The organism is Streptomyces sp. NPDC043726 (genome assembly GCF_056436565.1).
The window spans coordinates 427,039-442,857 of the sequence record NZ_JBWKCI010000005.1 but is presented as its reverse complement, the minus strand read 5'-3'; the positions used below and the strand labels follow the sequence as shown (position 1 = coordinate 442,857).

At 71.2% G+C, this 15,819-nt stretch carries 15 protein-coding genes; 6 read left to right on the top strand and 9 right to left on the bottom strand.

Annotation, left to right across the window (positions count from 1 at the left end; genetic code table 11):
- Window positions 1-108: 108 nt before the first annotated feature.
- The 4 genes from AC068Z_RS17595 to AC068Z_RS17580 all read right to left on the bottom strand — a co-directional run bounded on the left by AC068Z_RS17595 (window position 109) and on the right by AC068Z_RS17580 (window position 4,604).
- Window positions 109-1,134: a hypothetical protein gene (locus AC068Z_RS17595; RefSeq protein ID WP_478556105.1), complete on the bottom strand. Its 1,026-nt coding sequence runs from the start codon at window positions 1,132-1,134 to the stop codon at window positions 109-111.
- A 104-nt stretch (window positions 1,135-1,238) separates the two neighbouring features.
- Window positions 1,239-1,988, bottom strand: a complete 750-nt coding sequence (locus AC068Z_RS17590; RefSeq protein WP_451727539.1) for a succinate dehydrogenase/fumarate reductase iron-sulfur subunit — start codon at window positions 1,986-1,988, stop codon at window positions 1,239-1,241.
- A complete protein-coding gene (locus AC068Z_RS17585) occupies window positions 1,985-3,931 on the bottom strand; it encodes a fumarate reductase/succinate dehydrogenase flavoprotein subunit (protein WP_478556103.1) in 1,947 nt (648 codons plus the stop codon). The genes AC068Z_RS17590 and AC068Z_RS17585 overlap by 4 nt, the downstream gene beginning before the upstream one ends.
- A gap of 1 nt (window position 3,932) precedes the next feature.
- Window positions 3,933-4,604: a succinate dehydrogenase gene (locus AC068Z_RS17580; RefSeq protein ID WP_478556101.1), complete on the bottom strand. Its 672-nt coding sequence runs from the start codon at window positions 4,602-4,604 to the stop codon at window positions 3,933-3,935.
- A gap of 121 nt (window positions 4,605-4,725) precedes the next feature.
- Between AC068Z_RS17580 and AC068Z_RS17575 the strand changes: the two genes are divergently transcribed.
- On the top strand, window positions 4,726-5,610 hold the full coding sequence (locus AC068Z_RS17575) for a LysR family transcriptional regulator (protein ID WP_478556099.1): 885 nt from the start codon (window positions 4,726-4,728) through the stop codon (window positions 5,608-5,610).
- Window positions 5,611-5,614: 4 nt separating this feature from the next.
- Here AC068Z_RS17575 and AC068Z_RS17570 read toward each other — a convergent pair whose 3' ends face one another.
- On the bottom strand, window positions 5,615-6,499 hold the full coding sequence (locus AC068Z_RS17570; protein WP_478556097.1) for an NAD(P)H-binding protein: 885 nt from the start codon (window positions 6,497-6,499) through the stop codon (window positions 5,615-5,617).
- Between the two features lie 125 nt (window positions 6,500-6,624).
- On the opposite strand from AC068Z_RS17570, the gene AC068Z_RS17565 reads away from it, so the two are divergent.
- The gene (locus AC068Z_RS17565; RefSeq protein WP_478556095.1) at window positions 6,625-7,470 is read left to right on the top strand and encodes a LysR family transcriptional regulator; all 846 of its coding nucleotides are present in this window, start codon (window positions 6,625-6,627) and stop codon (window positions 7,468-7,470) included.
- Between the two features lie 46 nt (window positions 7,471-7,516).
- Here the strand turns inward: AC068Z_RS17565 and AC068Z_RS17560 are convergent, their stop codons facing one another.
- The 3 genes from AC068Z_RS17560 to AC068Z_RS17550 all read right to left on the bottom strand — a co-directional run bounded on the left by AC068Z_RS17560 (window position 7,517) and on the right by AC068Z_RS17550 (window position 11,730).
- Window positions 7,517-9,652, bottom strand: a complete 2,136-nt coding sequence (locus AC068Z_RS17560) for a putative bifunctional diguanylate cyclase/phosphodiesterase (protein ID WP_478556093.1) — start codon at window positions 9,650-9,652, stop codon at window positions 7,517-7,519.
- Entirely contained in the window at window positions 9,649-10,461 is an 813-nt protein-coding gene (locus tag AC068Z_RS17555) for an SAM-dependent methyltransferase (protein WP_478556091.1), read from the bottom strand. The genes AC068Z_RS17560 and AC068Z_RS17555 overlap by 4 nt, the downstream gene beginning before the upstream one ends.
- Before the next feature lie 309 nt (window positions 10,462-10,770).
- Window positions 10,771-11,730, bottom strand: a complete 960-nt coding sequence (locus AC068Z_RS17550; protein ID WP_478556089.1) for an SCO0930 family lipoprotein — start codon at window positions 11,728-11,730, stop codon at window positions 10,771-10,773.
- Between the two features lie 803 nt (window positions 11,731-12,533).
- On the opposite strand from AC068Z_RS17550, the gene AC068Z_RS17545 reads away from it, so the two are divergent.
- From AC068Z_RS17545 to AC068Z_RS17535, 3 genes are all read left to right on the top strand, one after another.
- Window positions 12,534-12,662: a hypothetical protein gene (locus AC068Z_RS17545; RefSeq protein WP_451727560.1), complete on the top strand. Its 129-nt coding sequence runs from the start codon at window positions 12,534-12,536 to the stop codon at window positions 12,660-12,662.
- A gap of 16 nt (window positions 12,663-12,678) precedes the next feature.
- On the top strand, window positions 12,679-13,443 hold the full coding sequence (locus AC068Z_RS17540) for a bestrophin-like domain (protein ID WP_478556086.1): 765 nt from the start codon (window positions 12,679-12,681) through the stop codon (window positions 13,441-13,443).
- A 224-nt stretch (window positions 13,444-13,667) separates the two neighbouring features.
- A complete protein-coding gene (locus AC068Z_RS17535; protein ID WP_478556085.1) occupies window positions 13,668-14,204 on the top strand; it encodes a hypothetical protein in 537 nt (178 codons plus the stop codon).
- Between the two features lie 119 nt (window positions 14,205-14,323).
- Here the strand turns inward: AC068Z_RS17535 and AC068Z_RS17530 are convergent, their stop codons facing one another.
- Window positions 14,324-14,809, bottom strand: coding sequence for a hypothetical protein (locus AC068Z_RS17530; protein ID WP_478556083.1), 486 nt, complete (start codon window positions 14,807-14,809; stop codon window positions 14,324-14,326).
- A 342-nt stretch (window positions 14,810-15,151) separates the two neighbouring features.
- On the opposite strand from AC068Z_RS17530, the gene AC068Z_RS17525 reads away from it, so the two are divergent.
- Window positions 15,152-15,814, top strand: coding sequence for a class F sortase (locus AC068Z_RS17525; RefSeq protein WP_478556081.1), 663 nt, complete (start codon window positions 15,152-15,154; stop codon window positions 15,812-15,814).
- Window positions 15,815-15,819: the final 5 nt, after the last annotated feature.

The window sequence follows — 15,819 nt, the reverse complement described above, 5'->3', positions numbered from 1 at the left end:
GGGGACGATTGAGCGGCCGGAACAGTTCTTCCGACGCCGGGCGTCGTCCGCGTGACCATCGCCGGGAGCGCGGATGTGAGCTTGTTGAACGGAACGGTCAGGACACCGTCACTTGGGCGGCTCGCAACCCTCCAGCCAGTAGCGCGTCTCCGCGGCGTCCAGAACCCGCTCCAGGACGAGGTCTCCGGTCATGTGGGGGAAGAACCGGCCCGAGGGCCAGCCACGCTCGTAGGGCGGCGGGTCGAGGACGAGCACACGTACGCCGTCGACGACCGGTATGTCGGTGGGGGTGCCCTCGTTCCACACCCACTCCCCGCCGGGCGTGACCAGGTTGAACGACCCCACGGTGGGCACCTGCCCCGGGGCGTCCCGGCACACCGCCGCCTCCTGCGGGGACGGGGCCCGGCCGGGCACATGGCCGCCGCCGACGAGGACGTCCGCGAGCAGGGTGTGCAGCTGGAAATTGTCGCCGATCCCGCTCATCCGCATCCGGTAGCCGGTGCCGGTGGGCCGGTGCAGCACGACGAGCGGCTCGTCGTCGAGCACGAGCAGGGCGTACGTCAGACACTTGAACTCGTGGCCCGACGCCTCCGCAACGGCCCGCACCGCCCGCAGCAGCCGGGCGCGCAGCGAGCCGTCCAGCGCCGTACGCACGGCCGGGTGGCTGAGCATCGCGAGGGACGCCATCTCCCACTGGGGCATCGACAGCCAGGCCAGGGCCGCCTCCGGTCCGACCCGTTCGAAGAGCGCCGGGTCCACCTCGCCGGGCTCCGGGTCGGGGAAGTCCCCGCCGCCGGTCTCGGCCCAGCGTTCGCAGAACTCCCCCGCGTCGGCGAGGTTCTCGGCCAGCTCCGCGAAGATGTACGGCGCGCAGGGCCCCGGGTCGGCACCGCGCTCCACGCAGGCGCCGACGATCACGGCCACGGTGCCGCGAGGTCCCGGGGGCACCTCGGGCAGCAGCGCGGCCAGGCGCGGAGCGGCCTGGGCGACCTCCTGCGGTCCCGCGTCCTGGAAGCCGCGGTACATCGCGTGGAAGGCCTGTTCCGCCCGGTCCGGTTCCTGCTCGCGCACGGCGGCCTCGAACCGGCCGACGGCGTCAACGAACCGCTCCTGACGCTGACTTGCGAAGATCATGTGCGCAGCCTACCGAGCCCGGACAAGCGAAGCGGGGCCGGGGAGCACCCTCCCGGCCCCGCTCGTCCGCACGGTGTCGGCGAACGTTCACTGGTGCGGTACGGCTACCGCTTCCCGGCCTTCCGGGTGGCCCGCAGCCACTCCTTGTTCATGCTCGTGATGGAGACGAGGGGGATGCCCTTGGGGCAGGCCGTGGCGCACTCGCCCGTGAGCGTGCACCCGCCGAAGCCCTCGTCGTCCATCTGCGCCACCATGTCCAGCACCCGCGTCTCCCGCTCGGGAGCACCCTGCGGCAGCACGTTCAGGTGGTTGACCTTGGCGGAGGTGAACAACATCGCGGCGCCGTTCGGGCACGCCGCCACGCAGGCCCCGCACCCGATGCACTCGGCGTGCTCGAAGGCGAAGTCGGCGTCCGGCTTCGGCACCGGCGTGGCGTGCGCCTCCGGCGCGGCCCCGGTGGGCGCGGTGATGTACCCGCCGGCCTGGATGATCCGGTCGAACGCCGACCGGTCCACCACCAGGTCCTTGATCACCGGGAACGCCGACGCCCGCCACGGCTCGATGTCGATCGTGTCGCCGTCCTTGAAGGACCGCATGTGCAGTTGGCACGTGGTCGTCCGCTCAGGACCGTGCGCGTCGCCGTTGATCACGAGCGAGCACGCGCCGCAGATGCCCTCACGGCAGTCGTGGTCGAACGCGACCGGGTCCTCGCCCTTGAGGATGAGCTCCTCGTTGAGGGTGTCGAGCATCTCCAGGAACGACATGTCGGAGGAGATGCCGTCCACCTCGTACGTGGACATGGCGCCGTCGGCGTCGGCGTTCTTCTGCCGCCAGACGCGCAGGGTGAGCTTCATGCGTAGCTCCGCTGAGTGGGGTGGACGTACTCGAAGACCAGGTCTTCCTTGTGCAGGGTCGGGGCCTCGCCGGTCCCGGTGAACTCCCAGGCGGCCGCGTAGGAGAACTCTTCGTCCTTGCGGGCGGCCTCGCCGTCGGGGGTCTGGGACTCCTCGCGGAAGTGACCGCCGCAGGACTCCTCGCGGTGCAGCGCGTCGAGGCACATCAGCTCGGCGAGCTCCAGGTAGTCGACGACGCGGTTGGCCTTCTCCAGCGACTGGTTGAACTCCTCGCCGGTGCCGGGCACCTTGATCCGCCGCCAGAACTCCTCGCGGATCTGCGGAATGCGCTCCAGCGCCTTGCGCAGCCCGGCGTCGCTGCGGGCCATGCCGCAGAACTCCCACATCAGCTCGCCGACTTCGCGGTGGAAGGAGTCGGGTGTGCGGTCGCCGTCGACGGAGAGCAGCAGGTTGATCCGGTCCTCGGTCTCGGCCAGCACCTCCTGGACCGCGGGGTGTTCGTCGGTCACCGCGTCCTGGTGCGGGTTCCTGGCGAGGTAGTCGTTGATGGTGGCCGGCAGGACGAAGTAGCCGTCGGCCAGGCCCTGCATCAGCGCGGAGGCGCCGAGCCGGTTGGCGCCGTGGTCGGAGAAGTTGGCCTCGCCGACCGCGAACAGGCCCGGGATCGTGGTCTGGAGGTCGTAGTCGACCCACAGTCCGCCCATCGTGTAGTGCACGGCGGGGTAGATCCGCATGGGCACCTGGTACGGATCCTCGTCGGTGATCCGCTGGTACATGTCGAAGAGGTTGCCGTACTTGGCCTCGACGGCCTTGCGCCCCATCCGCTTGATGGCGTCGGCGAAGTCGAGGTAGACGCCCTGACCGCCGGGCCCGACTCCCCTGCCCTCGTCGCAGACGTTCTTCGCGGCCCGGGAGGCGATGTCGCGGGGTACGAGGTTGCCGAAGGACGGGTAGATGCGCTCCAGGTAGTAGTCGCGCTCGTCCTCGGGGATCTTGTTCGCGGGCCGGTCGTCGCCCTTGGCCTTCGGCACCCAGATCCGGCCGTCGTTGCGCAGCGACTCGCTCATCAGCGTCAGCTTGGACTGGTGGTCGCCGGTGCGCGGGATGCACGTGGGGTGGATCTGCGTGAAGCAGGGGTTGGCGAAATAGGCACCGCGCCGGTGGGCCCGCCACACGGCGGTGGCGTTGGAGTTCATGGCGTTCGTCGACAGGTAGAAGACGTTGCCGTAACCGCCGCTGGCCAGGACGACCGCGTCGGCGAAGTAGGTGTCGATCTTGCCGGTGATGAGATCCCGGGCGACGATCCCGCGGGCCCGCCCGTCGACGACGATCAGGTCGAGCATCTCGGTACGGGGGTGCATCTCGACGTTCCCAGCGGCGATCTGCCGGCTGAGCGCTTGGTAGGCGCCGAGCAGCAGTTGCTGACCCGTCTGGCCGCGGGCGTAGAAGGTCCTGGACACCTGTACGCCGCCGAAGGAGCGGGTGTCGAGGAGACCGCCGTACTCCCGCGCGAACGGCACGCCCTGCGCGACGCACTGGTCGATGATCTCGACCGATATCTGCGCCAGCCGGTGGACGTTCGACTCCCGCGCCCGGAAGTCGCCGCCCTTGACGGTGTCGTAGAACAGGCGGTGCACGGAGTCGCCGTCGTTGCGGTAGTTCTTGGCGGCGTTGATGCCGCCCTGCGCGGCGATGGAGTGGGCGCGGCGCGGGGAGTCCTGGTAGCAGAACTGGACGACGTGGTAGCCCTGTTCGGCGAGGGTGGCGCCGGCCGAGCCGCCGGCCAGGCCGGTGCCCACGACGATCACCGTGTGCTTGCGCCGGTTGGCGGGGTTGACCAGCTTGGCCTCGAAACGGCGCTTGTCCCAGCGCTCGTTGACCGGGCCCTTGGGCGCCTTGGCGTCGGCGACCGGCTCGCCGGTTAGGTAGTCGGTGTAGGTCATCTCAGCTCACCACTCCGGTCATGACGCCCACGGGGACGGCGAGGAAGCCGCACGTGAGCACAAGCGCGAGAACGTTGGCGACGGTCTTCAGGGCGCGGTCGCGGGTGCGGCTGCCGGCGCCCAGGGTCTGGGCGGCGCTCCAGAAGCCGTGCCGGATGTGCATGCCGACGGCGAGCACCGCGACGATGTAGATGACGTTGCCGTACCAGGTGGAGAAGGTGTCGATCACGTTCTGGTACGGGCGTCCCTCCTCGAAGCCGCCCGAGTGCACGGTGCCGGTCGTCAGGTCGAGGATGTGCCAGACGATGAACAGGGCGAGGATGATCCCGCCCCAGCGCATCGTGCGGGTGGCGTAGCTCGCCCGCGGCTTCTTGTGCACGTACTGGGTGGGCCGCGCCTTGATGTCGCGACGGCTGAGCTGGTACGCGGAGACGCCGTGCGCGATCACCGCGACCACGAGCACGATCCGGACCAGCCAGAGCGTCCACTCGTAGTGCATGAAGGGCTCGCCGACCGTGCGCAGCCAGTGCGCGTACTCGTTGAACTCACCGGCCCCGAAGAAGATCTTCAGGTTTCCCATCATGTGGACGACGAGATACGACAGCATGATCAGCCCGCTGACCGCCATCACGGTCTTCTTGCCGACGGAGCTGTCCCACACCGTGCGTGCCATGGACGGTCGTCGGTCCGTCCGCGTTGCCAGAGCCATGTCTTCAGAAGTTACGGGGCGGGTGACCGATCGGTCCAAGACATCCTCCGGCTCGTTTCCATAGCCAACGTCTATCGTGGGTCTCATGCAGTTCCAGCAGCTCCAGTACTTCGTGGCGGTCGCCGAGACCCGGCACTTCACCCGGGCCGCCGACCTGGTCCACGTGGCGCAGCCGTCCCTGTCCCAGCAGATCAAGGCCCTCGAGCGGGAGCTCGGTGCGGACCTGTTCCTGCGGGCCCGCGGCAACATCACGCTCACCGACGCGGGCGAGGCCCTGCTGCCGCTGGCCCGGCGCATCCTGGCCGACGCGGATACAGCGCGGCTCGAGGTCCAGGAGCTGGTCCAGTTGCGCAGCGGTCGGGTCCGCCTCGGCGCGACTCCCAGCCTCTGCACGGGCCTGCTCCCCGACGTCCTGCGCGCCTTCCACGACCGCTACCCCGGCATCCGCCTGCTGATCGAGGAGGGCGGCTCGCACGACCTGGTACGAGAGCTGGCCCGAGGCGCCCTGGACCTGGCCCTGGTGGTCCTCCCGCTCCCCACCCCGTCCCCGGCCCTGGCGACGGTGGAGCTGCTCCGCGAGGACCTGGTGGTGGTCTCCTCCCCCGACGCGCCGAGGCCGGGCCGGGGCGGCCGCTCGGTCCGCATCGCGGATCTGGAGGGCGAACGCCTGGTGATGTTCCGCCACGGCTACGACCTGCGCGAACTGACGGTCGCCGCGTGCAGGGCGGAGGGTTTCGAGCCGGACTTCGCGGTCGAGGGCGGCGAGATGGACGCGGTCCTGGGCTTCGCCCGGGCGGGCCTGGGCGTGGCGGTGGTCCCCCGCATGGTGGCGGCCCGCGCGGGCCGGGGCCTGCGCGTCACCCCCCTGACCCGCCCCGGCCTCCACCGCACGATCGCCCTGGCCCACCGCAGCGACGTGGCCCCACCACGGGCGGCACGGGAGCTTCAGCGGATGCTGCTGGAACGCTGAGCCCTCATCCCCGTACGGCCGGCCTGAGCACCTCCTCGCACCACTGGCGGAAGCCGGTGGGGGCGACGTCGGGGGTGGTCGGTACCGCTTCGCCGTAGAAGCCCTGCTCGTTCAGGGCGTTCTCCATGTCCGCCAGTCCCTGGGCCCAGGCGGAACTCATCCCGAAGCTCCTGAGTGCCGCCGCCCGGTCCGCGGTGCTCGACGGCCGCAGCCGCACCGGCCGGTCCAGCACCTCGGACAGGACGCGTGTCATGCCCGAAGGTGTGAGGGTGTCCGGCGCGACCACGGGCACGTCCTCCTGCCCGGTCCAGGCGCCGTCGAGCAGCAGCCGGACGGCCTCGGCGGCGATGTCGCGCACGGCGCACAGACGCAGTACCCGGTCCGGGGTAAGGGCCGTGGTGAGAACGCCCGGGTCCCGGATCTCCTCCGTCTGGCGCAGCAGGTTCTCCATCAGGAACGGCGGGCACAGCGCCCGGTAGTGGACGCCGGTGGCCGCGATGGTCTCGTCCATGGCCAGCGACGCCGAGATCTGTCCGGCGTCGCGCGCCACACCGCGCCCCAGCGTGGAGACGGCGACGACCCGATCGATGTCCTGCCGGCCGATGACCTCGCACAGCGGCTCGGTGAACGTGCGGAAGAGGCCCGCCACGCTGTCGGCCACGGGCGTCGGCGGCACCAGCCAGAACACGCGATCGGCGCCCGCGCACGCCTCCTTCAGGACGGCGGGGTCGGCGTGCGACCCCTGGACCACCTCGACGCGTTCGCGGGCGTGCGACGCGAGGCGGGCGGGATCGCGAACGATCACGCGGACGTCCGAAGCGCCGGCGGCGAGAAGGCGGTCGAGGACCTCCCGGCCGATCTGGCCGGTCGGAGTGGTAACGACGATCATGAGTCAACTCCCCGAAGGAATCATCACTTTGACGCCGTCGAGCCTGCTGCCGCACGCGCCCGAACTGAAGGACCGATCCGCTCGCGCTTGTTACCCTCACGGCAATACCGACCGGAGGGGGTGCCGTGGAGTCCCGCTCACTGCGCTACTTCGTGGCCGTGGCCGAGGAGCTCAACTTCACCCGCGCCGCCGAGCGGCTGGGGATCTCCGCGCCACCCCTGTCGCGCGCTGTCCGGCAGTTGGAGGCCGACCTCGGGGTCACGCTGCTCGAGCGCACCACCCACCATGTGGCGCTGACCCAGGCCGGCGCCGTTCTCCTCACCGAGGCGCGGATCGCCCTGGACGCACTCCAGGCCGCCGGACGACGGACGCAGCGCACGGCCGCCGTCGCCCCGAAGCTGGTGCTGGCGGTGAAGGCCGACGGCGACGCGGGCCTGCTGGAGACGATCCTGGCCCGCTACGCCCGCGAACCGGCGGCCCACCCGGTCACCGTCCGGCTGTGCGGCTGGCACGAGCAGCCGCGGCTGCTGCGGCAGGGGGATGCCGACGTGGCCCTGGTCCACGAGCCGTTCGACCACACCGGTCTGGACGCCGAGACACTGATCACCGAACCGCGGGTCGCCGCCCTCGCCGCCGGCCACCCGCTCGCCGACCGCGACCGGCTGACCCTCGCCTGCCTCGGCCTGCGCCCCGGTGACCTGCACCGGCACATCGAGGAAACCCGCGCCCGCAGCCGTGACCTCGCCCAGCTCCTCGCCCTGGTGAGCCTGGGAGAAGCCGTCCCGCTGCTGCCCGCCTCGGTCGCGACCCGCTATCCCCGGCCCGGCGTCGTCTACCGCACGGTCGACGACGCGCCGCCCGCGGTCCTGGCCGTCGCGTGGCCGCAGCACTCCCGCTCGACGGCCGTGGCAGCCCTGGTCCGCGCCGCCACGGCCGCCGCCGAGACGGCACGGGACCACCGGGCGTCTTGACGTCCCTACGCCGTAGGGGAGTTGAGATCCCCTACGGCCGTGGACCTCAGCCCGTCGCGTCCACCAGGGCCAGTTCGTGCAGGCGTTCCGGTGGGCCCGGGCGGGCGTAGTACCAGCCCTGGGCCGTGTCGCAGCCGAGTATGCGGAGCTGTTCGGCCTGGGCTCCCGTTTCGACGCCCTCCACGGTCACCGCGAGGTTCAGGCTGTGGGCGAGGGAAACGATCCCCTCGACGATCTTGAGGTCGACGGGGTCCGCCGGGAACTGCTGCATGCTCTGGGTGAAGGAGCGGTCCAGCTTGAGGACGCTCACCGGCAGGCGGCGCAGGTTGGCGAGGTTGGAGTAGCCGGTGCCGAAGTCGTCCAGGGCGATGTCCACGCCCATCTCGGCGAGGCGGCGCAGCGGCTTCAGCAGATCGTCGTCCGCGCCGATCAGCGCCGACTCCGTCACCTCCAGGCAGAGCGCGTCGGGGTCCACGCCCTCGCGCTCCAGGATGTCGACCGTGTCCTGCACCAGACCGGGGTGCGTGAGCTGGCACGGGGAGAGGTTGACGTTGATCCGCAGCGGGCCCGCGTCCGCGTGCCGGTCCCGCCAGTCCCGGGCCTGGCGCACCGACTGCTCCAGCACCCAGCGGCCGAGCGGAACGATCAGTCCCGTGTGCTCGGCGAGCGGGATGAACCGGTCGGGCCCGAGGACGCCGTGCTGCGGGTGCAGCCACCGCACCAGGGCCTCCGCGCCGCGGACGCTGCCGTCGCCGAGGTGGACCAGCGGCTGGTACTCGATGAAGAACTCGCCCCGGTCCAGGGCGGTCGGCAGCGCCGTCGTCAGCCCGTGCCGGGTGATCGCGCGCGCGTCCGCCTCCGGGTCGGCCAGCTCGAAGCGGTTGCCGCCCGCCGACTTGGCCCGGTACATCGTGATGTCGGCGCTGCGCAGCACCTCCGCCGGGCTGCGCTCGCCCGCCGGGCCCTCGACGATGCCGATGCTGCCGCGCACGGTCAGCTGCCGGCCGTCGACACTGATCGGGGCGACCAGCGCGTGCATGATGCGCGCGGCCAGCTCGTCGACCTCGTGCTCGGTGTCCGGTCCGGTGGTCAGCGCCACGAACTCGTCGCCGCCGAGCCGGGCGACCATCTCGCCGGGCGCGGTCGCGCAGGCCTGGAGCCGGTCGGCGACCTCCACCAGCAGCCGGTCGCCGGCCGCGTGCCCGAGGCTGTCGTTGATGGTCTTGAAGCCGTCCAGGTCGAGGTAGCACAGCCCGAACCGCTGGCCCTCGCCGGCGCACAGCGCCTTCTCCAGGCGCTCGAAGAACAGCGTGCGGTTGGGCAGCCCGGTGAGCGCGTCGTGCGTGGCCTCGTAGCGCAGCCGGAGGTTGAGCAGCCGCCGCTCGGTGGTGTCCTCCATCAGGGCGAGCTGGTACTCGGGGTTGCCGTCGGCGTCCCGCAGCAGGGAGACCGTCAGATTGGTCCACAGGACCGTTCCGTCGGGGCGGTAGAACGCCTTCTCCACGTGGTAGTGCTCGCGCTCGCCGCGCACCAGCTCCTCGTAGAGCTTCCAGACCTGCGGCGCGTCCTCGGGGTGCGTCCACTCCATGACGTTGCGGCCGCGCACCAGTTGCTCGGCACCGCCGAACATGCGCACCAGGGCGCCGTTGACCTGCAGTATGTTGCCCGCGAGGTCGGCGATGCCGATTCCTATGGCGGCGCCCTCGAAGACCGCGCGGAAGCGGGCCTCGCTGGCGTGCAGCGCCTGCGCCACCACGCCCTGCGCCTGCAGGGCCGCCACGGAGATCGCCTCCTGCTCGGCCAGCGTCCGCTCGCGCAGCGCCTGCGCGTACCCGGCGGCCATGGCGTGCTGGAGCCGGGCGCTGCGGGCCCGCAGATCCTCCTGGGGGCCGCCGTCGCCGCAGTACAGCACGAGGTAGGCGTCGACGCAGTCGAGGCTGCGGCTGAGCGCCTCCGGGTCGGTGCAGTGCGCGGTCACGAGGGCGGCGCCCACCGCGCGGCCCGCGTCGGCGTCGAAGGCCCTGGCGAGCAGCGCCTGGCTCAACCGCCGCGCGAGCGGCAGCAGTTGCTCCTCGAACTCGGGCCGGGTCGACGACGTGGAGGTCACCGGGAACACGGCCCGGCTCCAGATCGTCGCGAACCGGCGCAGTCTGTCCTCCGGCCCGTCCGGCTCCGCGCTCACGCCGTACGCCCCACGCCCGCATAACCGGAGAAGGTCCACGGATCCTCCTCCTCCGGTGCGGTGTCCGGCCGCCACCGCGGCATCGACACCAGTCCGGGTTCCACCATGTCGTACCCCTCGAAGAACCGCGCGATCTCCTCGCGCGAGCGCATGATCAGCGGGTTGCGAATGTCCTTGTATACGCCCACCGTGCCCTCGGCCCGCTCCGCGGAAAGCGGGATTCCCTCGTACGAGGCATGCGTCAGGATCAGCAGGCTGCCGGGCGCGAGCGCGTCGCGCAGTTCGGCCGCCGCCCCGTACGGGTCGTCCGCGTCTTCCACGAAGTGCAGTATGGCAACGAGCAGCAGGGCCACCGGACGGTTCAGGTCGATGAGCCGCTCGACCTGAGGGCTCGACAGGATCTCCCGCGGCTTGCGCAGATCGGCCGCGACGACGTCGGTGTGCTCCTCGCCGTCCAGCACCGCCTGGCTGTGCGCGACGGCGACCGGGTCGTGGTCGACGTAGACCACGTGCGCGCCGGGTGCCGCCGCCCGGACCACCTCGTGGACGTTGCCGAAGGTCGGGATGCCCGAGCCGATGTCGAGGAACTGGGTGATCCCCTCGGCGGCCGCGTAGCGCACCGCGCGGCGCATGAACGCCCGGTTCGCCTGCATGATCTTGGGAAGTCCCGGCATGAACTCCATGGCCCTGCGCGCGGCTTCCCGGTCGACCTCGAAGTTGTGCGAACCGCCCAGGTAGTAGTCGTAGATTCGCGAGACGCTCGGCACCGTGATGTCGATGCTCCGGGGGGCCCAGGCGGGACGCTCCATCTACCTCTCCAAGGCTCAGGCGATCCAGTGTTCGAGCTGAGGCTACTGATCGCCTGCCAAAGGAGCGAGCCGAAACGGAAATTGACCATCCGTTCCCGGTCACTGCCTGCGGCACGTGCCGAATTCGGCGGTCGTGATTCCGCTACGAAATGCAGTCGAAGCATTCCACAGAGTTCCGAATCATGCGGAACGGGACGAGGGGTTGGACCGCCACCGCACACAGGTCCACCCCCTCCGTGCGGTGCGAAGGGGGTGGACCCGGGTCGAGCGCGCTGACCGTTCGTCCGGCACTCGCTGAGCTCTCGCCTCCTACTCCTTTTCCGGCGCGCCGACCGGCTTTCCGTCGGGGGCCACGGCGTACCAGGTGCCGCCGACGCCCTGACCGTTGGTGTCACCGGGAGCCTTGTCACCGGCGAAGGTGTAGATGGGCCAGCAGTTGATGGTCTGCTGTTCACCCTTGCCGTCCTGCCGGGCGAAGGTCATGTAGCCCTTCTTCTGGATGCCCTTGGTGTCGCCGAACTCAACGGGCGCCACGGCCGGCCACTTCTCCAGGCAGGCGTCGGTGCAGTTGGAGACCGGCTTCGGCCAGGCCTCGTCCTTCATGAAGCGGTAGACCGTCATGCCGTTCTTGTCGACGACGATCTCACCGAGTTCGGGATCCTCACGGGTGGACAGGCCGGGCTGGTCCGCCGCCGCCTTGGCCTTCTTGCCGTCGGGCGCCAGCGCGTACCACGTGCCGCCCACGCCCTGGCCCTTGGTGTCGCCCGCGTTGACGTCCTTGGCATAGCGGTACGCCGGCCAGCCGCCGATCGTCAGCTGCTTGGTGCCGTCGGCCCGGGTGACCTCGCCGAGCTGCGACTTGTCGACACCGGCACCGGCGCTCGCGTCGTCCGCGGGGACCGGCGGCCAGGCGGTGGCGCAGTCGCCCTCGCAAGCGGTCTTCGGCGGTTCCGCGGTGTCCTTGTCGAATCGGTACAGGGTGAGTCCGGCGCTGTCGGTCAGTACCTGACCGAGTTCGGCGTTGGTGGACACGGAGAGCTCACCCGCCGGGGTGGTCTGGGTCGCCGCACCCGCCGCGCCGGCCCCGGCGGTGCCGGACTCGGCTCCGGTGCCCAGGCCCGTGCCCGCGGTTCCGTAGTCTCCGGCCGCTGCCGTCGCGCCGACGTTCTGGCTCGCCGGCGGGGTGCTCTCCGAACCGCACGCCGTCGTCAGCGCCAGCACCGCCACGGCGCTCACCACGAGCGAGGCGCTCCGCCACGAGGTCTTCATTGTCAACTCCCCATAATCACAAGGGTGTTGCAGCGCCCTGCTGCGCCGCCGCACGACATTGGGTACGCGCGCCGACCATGGTCGTGTTCAACCGCGGGCAAGATTTCTTGCCGAATCCTGTGACACCGACCGCGAGACCGGACCGCTCAGCACTTCCGGCGGCACTCGCACGGCCGAACGAATCGACGGACACGCGAGCGGGCCGTCCGGCTCACCGCCCGACACGCCCGTCCCTCCTTCGGGGCAATCCCCAGGGCAGTGGGGGTCCGGCGGACCTTCCAGGGCCCAAGATCTTGGGCGTGCATGGACCCGATTCGACCCAATCCGCGCTCGCTGCACGGGTGTTGGCGCTGCTGGCGCTGAGCTGGCTGATGGTCGGGGCACCGGCCGCCCCGGCGGCGGCCGACGCCTGCGCGTACGCCTCGACCGGGCCGGGCGGCACGCAGGCGGTGGCGGTCGCCGGGAGCGGCACCTGGCCGACTCCCCCTTCGTGCCCCACACCGACCCCGCCACCCCCGCCTCCTCCCCCCACGCCGTGCCCGACCCCGACCCCCACCCCGACGCCGCCCAAGCCCACACCCACCCCCGAACCACCGCCCAAACCCACCCCGAAGCCCCCCGAGCCGACGCCGACCCCCACTCCGACGCCGAAACCCCCGCCGCCGGCCCCCGCGCCCGCGGCCCCCCGCCCGCAGCCCACCCCGCCCCCTCTCCCGCCACCCCCGCCTCCCGCACCGGCCCCGAAGCCGACTCCGACGCCGACGCCGTCGGCCAAGCCCACACCGCGCCCCGCCGCGGCCCCGGTGCACTACCCGCGCCACCGCACCACGGCCAAGCGGCCGCCGTCCCGCGGTGCCACCAAGCCCCTCACCTTCGTCCTGCTCATCGCCGCGCCCGCGATCGTCGCCGTCGCCGCGCTGCGCCCGCGCTGATCCCTGGAGGCACCCCTTGCCGGAATGGCTTGTTCTCACCCTCGCGATGCTGGCCGCCTGCGTCGTGGTGGTCGCCATCACGTTCGTCCGCCATCGCACGGCGGCGGACGACGAGGACCCCTCCGACACCCCGGACGTCATCGAGTACATGACGATGTGGATCGGCGTGGTCTACGCCATCGTCCTGGGCCTGGCCATCGCGGGCGTGTGGGAGGGCCGCAGCGCCGCGCAGGACCACGTCCAGGCGGAGGCGATCGCGCTGCACGAGATCTCCGAACGGGTCCGGGTGTATCCGCCGGAGATCCGTGACCGCATTCGGGAGGATGTCAACGCCTATGTCGGACACGTCGTGACCACCGAGTGGAAGGCGATGGCCGACAAGGGCGAGGTCACCGAGCGCGGCGCCGAGCTGCTCCAGCGCGTCCGGGCGGACGTCACCGACTACGAACCGCGCGACGACTTCCAGGCGCAGGCCTACCAGCCGCTCGTCGACCAGGTCGCCGCCGCGGACCAGGCCCGCAACGCCCGGGCCAGCTCCACCGGGGAGACCATGCCGGGGGTGGTGTGGTTCGGGCTGATCGCCGGGGCCATCGTCACCATCGGGATGATCCTCGCCCTGCAGATCCGGCGGACCCCGCGCGAGCTGATCCTCGCCGTGCTGTTCTCCGCGCTGATCGCCTTCCTGCTCTTCCTCATCTGGGACTTCGACGCGCCCTACAGCCGTGGCATCACGGCGTCCGCGGACCCCTTCCTGGACCTCTTCCCGGACGCCAAGGGCTGAGGGGGGCTCACTCCCGCTTCAGGCCGGGAGGCGGGGCGCCACGCCGCCGCCGTCCCCCGGACGCGGGAACGGCCGTCCCCTGAGCGGCCCACACGCTTGCCCCATTCGCACGACAGCGTTCGCGCAGGTGTGCGCACCTTCCTAGCGTTTCGATCATCGAGGTGCATTTCAGGCGCAAGCGGAAAAGGTCCGCAGCTGCTCCTCGGGGACCCGGAGGAAACACCATGCGCGCGATACGCGTCGCTTCGGCCGCACTGCTGGGGCTGACCGCCCTGACCCTCACCGCACCGGCCGCCCTGGCGAAGGGCGACGACAACATCACGCCGTTCGGCTTCAGCGTCCTGCCCTCCTCGATCGCGGCGGGCGGACAGGTCACCCTGCGGATCGACCGGAGCGGCGGCGGCTGCAAGGGACCGGCGACGGTCACCTCCGCGGTCTTCGACTCCGTCACCATCCTGCCGCACCACTCCCAGGCGACGGCCGACGTGGACTGGGACGCCAAGCCGGGGGCCGTGTACAAGGTGACGTTCATCTGCGACGACGTCAGCGGCACGACGGACCTGACCATCGTCGGCGGCCGGCCGACCCACCATCCCGTCCCCCTGCCGGTGGTCCCGCCGCACGGCGTGCACGCGGGCGAGGGCGGCACCTTCGGCGGGTTCGACCTCAAGGAGATCGGCCTCGGCGCCGCGCTCATCGCCGGCTCCATCGGGGCCGCGTACCGCCTCTCCCGCAAGCGCACCTCGGAGGACGGCGGCTGACCGCCACCGCGCGCACAGGCCTTCGCCCCGGTTCCCCCGCGAAGGGGGCCGGGGCGAAGGCCTGTTCCCGTGACGTGCGATCCCCGAAAAGATCCGGGACGGACCCGACGTACGCCGGATCAGATCCGCTTCTCGGACCGGCGGCGCATCCAGAACAGCCCGCCGCCGACAACGGCCGCGGCCACGAGCCCGCCGCCGATGGCGATGTCGGTGGGGGTGGCCCCGGATGTGGAGCTGCCGCCGATACCGCCCTGCACACCGCCGATGACGGTGAAGGCGGCGGGACGGGTCAGCGTCCTGCCGTCGCAGTTGACGGTGATGTCGTGCGTGCCCGGGCGGGCGTTGGAGTTGACCGTCGCCGTGCCCTTCGAGGTCTCGTTGGCGCCGTGGATGGGCGTCAGCCTGGTCGTGGGGAACGCGTTGGAGGTCGCCGTGCCGCCGTTCCGGCAGCCGTCGACGGTGATGGTCAGCTGCCCGCCGCGGGCGATGACACTGGGCAGGGCGACGATATTGCTCGGGGTGTCCCAGGCCACGGCCGCAGGGGCGGCGAGCCCGAGGGCGGCGACGGCCGCCGCTGACACCGCCAGGGCACGAGAGTTACGCATCTGATCCTCCGCGGAAGACGCCCCGGGAACCGTCCCCGGTCGATCGGCGAGAAAGCGCCTCCCGATAAGACCCTCAGATGCGGTGCACAGAGCCGCATTTCGAGAATGGTCCGTCCTGGTGAGAGGACACGCCGAAGGAAAAGCGCACAATCGGATATTGCCGCAGGTCACGGACCGTCAGAAATTTCCTGGTCACGGCAACTCGGATGGCGCACCTCGGCCTCCCGAAAGGAGTCCGGGCCACCCGTTCGCCTCCGCATCCGTCGCCGGTTTCCCGCCCGGCATTTAGCGTTCTCGTATGCGCGAATGACGTGGCGACGGCCGCGTCGAGAGGGGAATCGAATGTCTGCGTCCGAGCTGGCCGAAGAGGAGGAGCAGCGGAAGAAGCGCGCTCCTTGGGGCGTGATAGCGCTTGTTCTGCTGACCGGCCTCGCGCTCATTCGCAATGGTTCGGGGGAGTTCGACGTGGGGCCTCCGCAGCCCGCGTCGGCCGCCGCGGCCGACAGCCGGGTGCAGAGCGGCACCTTCGCGGGCGCCGCGGCCCCGCTGCCGTACGCCGTGCCGGACCGGGTGCGGATTCCCGCGATCCAGGTCGACGCGCCGATGATGGCCGTCGGACTGGACGCCCAGGGCTGGGTCGGCGCACCGCCGCCGGAGGACCCGAACCTCGCGGGCTGGTTCTCCGGCGCCGTCTCCCCCGGCGAGAAGGGCACCGCGGTCGTGGTCGGCCACGTCGACAACCAGCAGGGCCCCGCCGTCTTCTACGGACTCGGGGCCCTGAAGAAGGGCAATCGCGTCGAGATCGCGCGCAAGGACGGGAAGACGGCCGTGTTCGAGATCTACGGTATCGAGGTGTTCGAGAAGAACAACTTCCCCGGCGACCGGGTCTACCGCTCCAAGGGGACCGCGGAACTGCGGGTCATCACCTGCGGCGGCGGCTTCTCCGAGCAGAACGGCTACGACGGCAACGTCGTGGCCTTCGCCCGCCTGGTCGAGGTTCGCTGACCGTA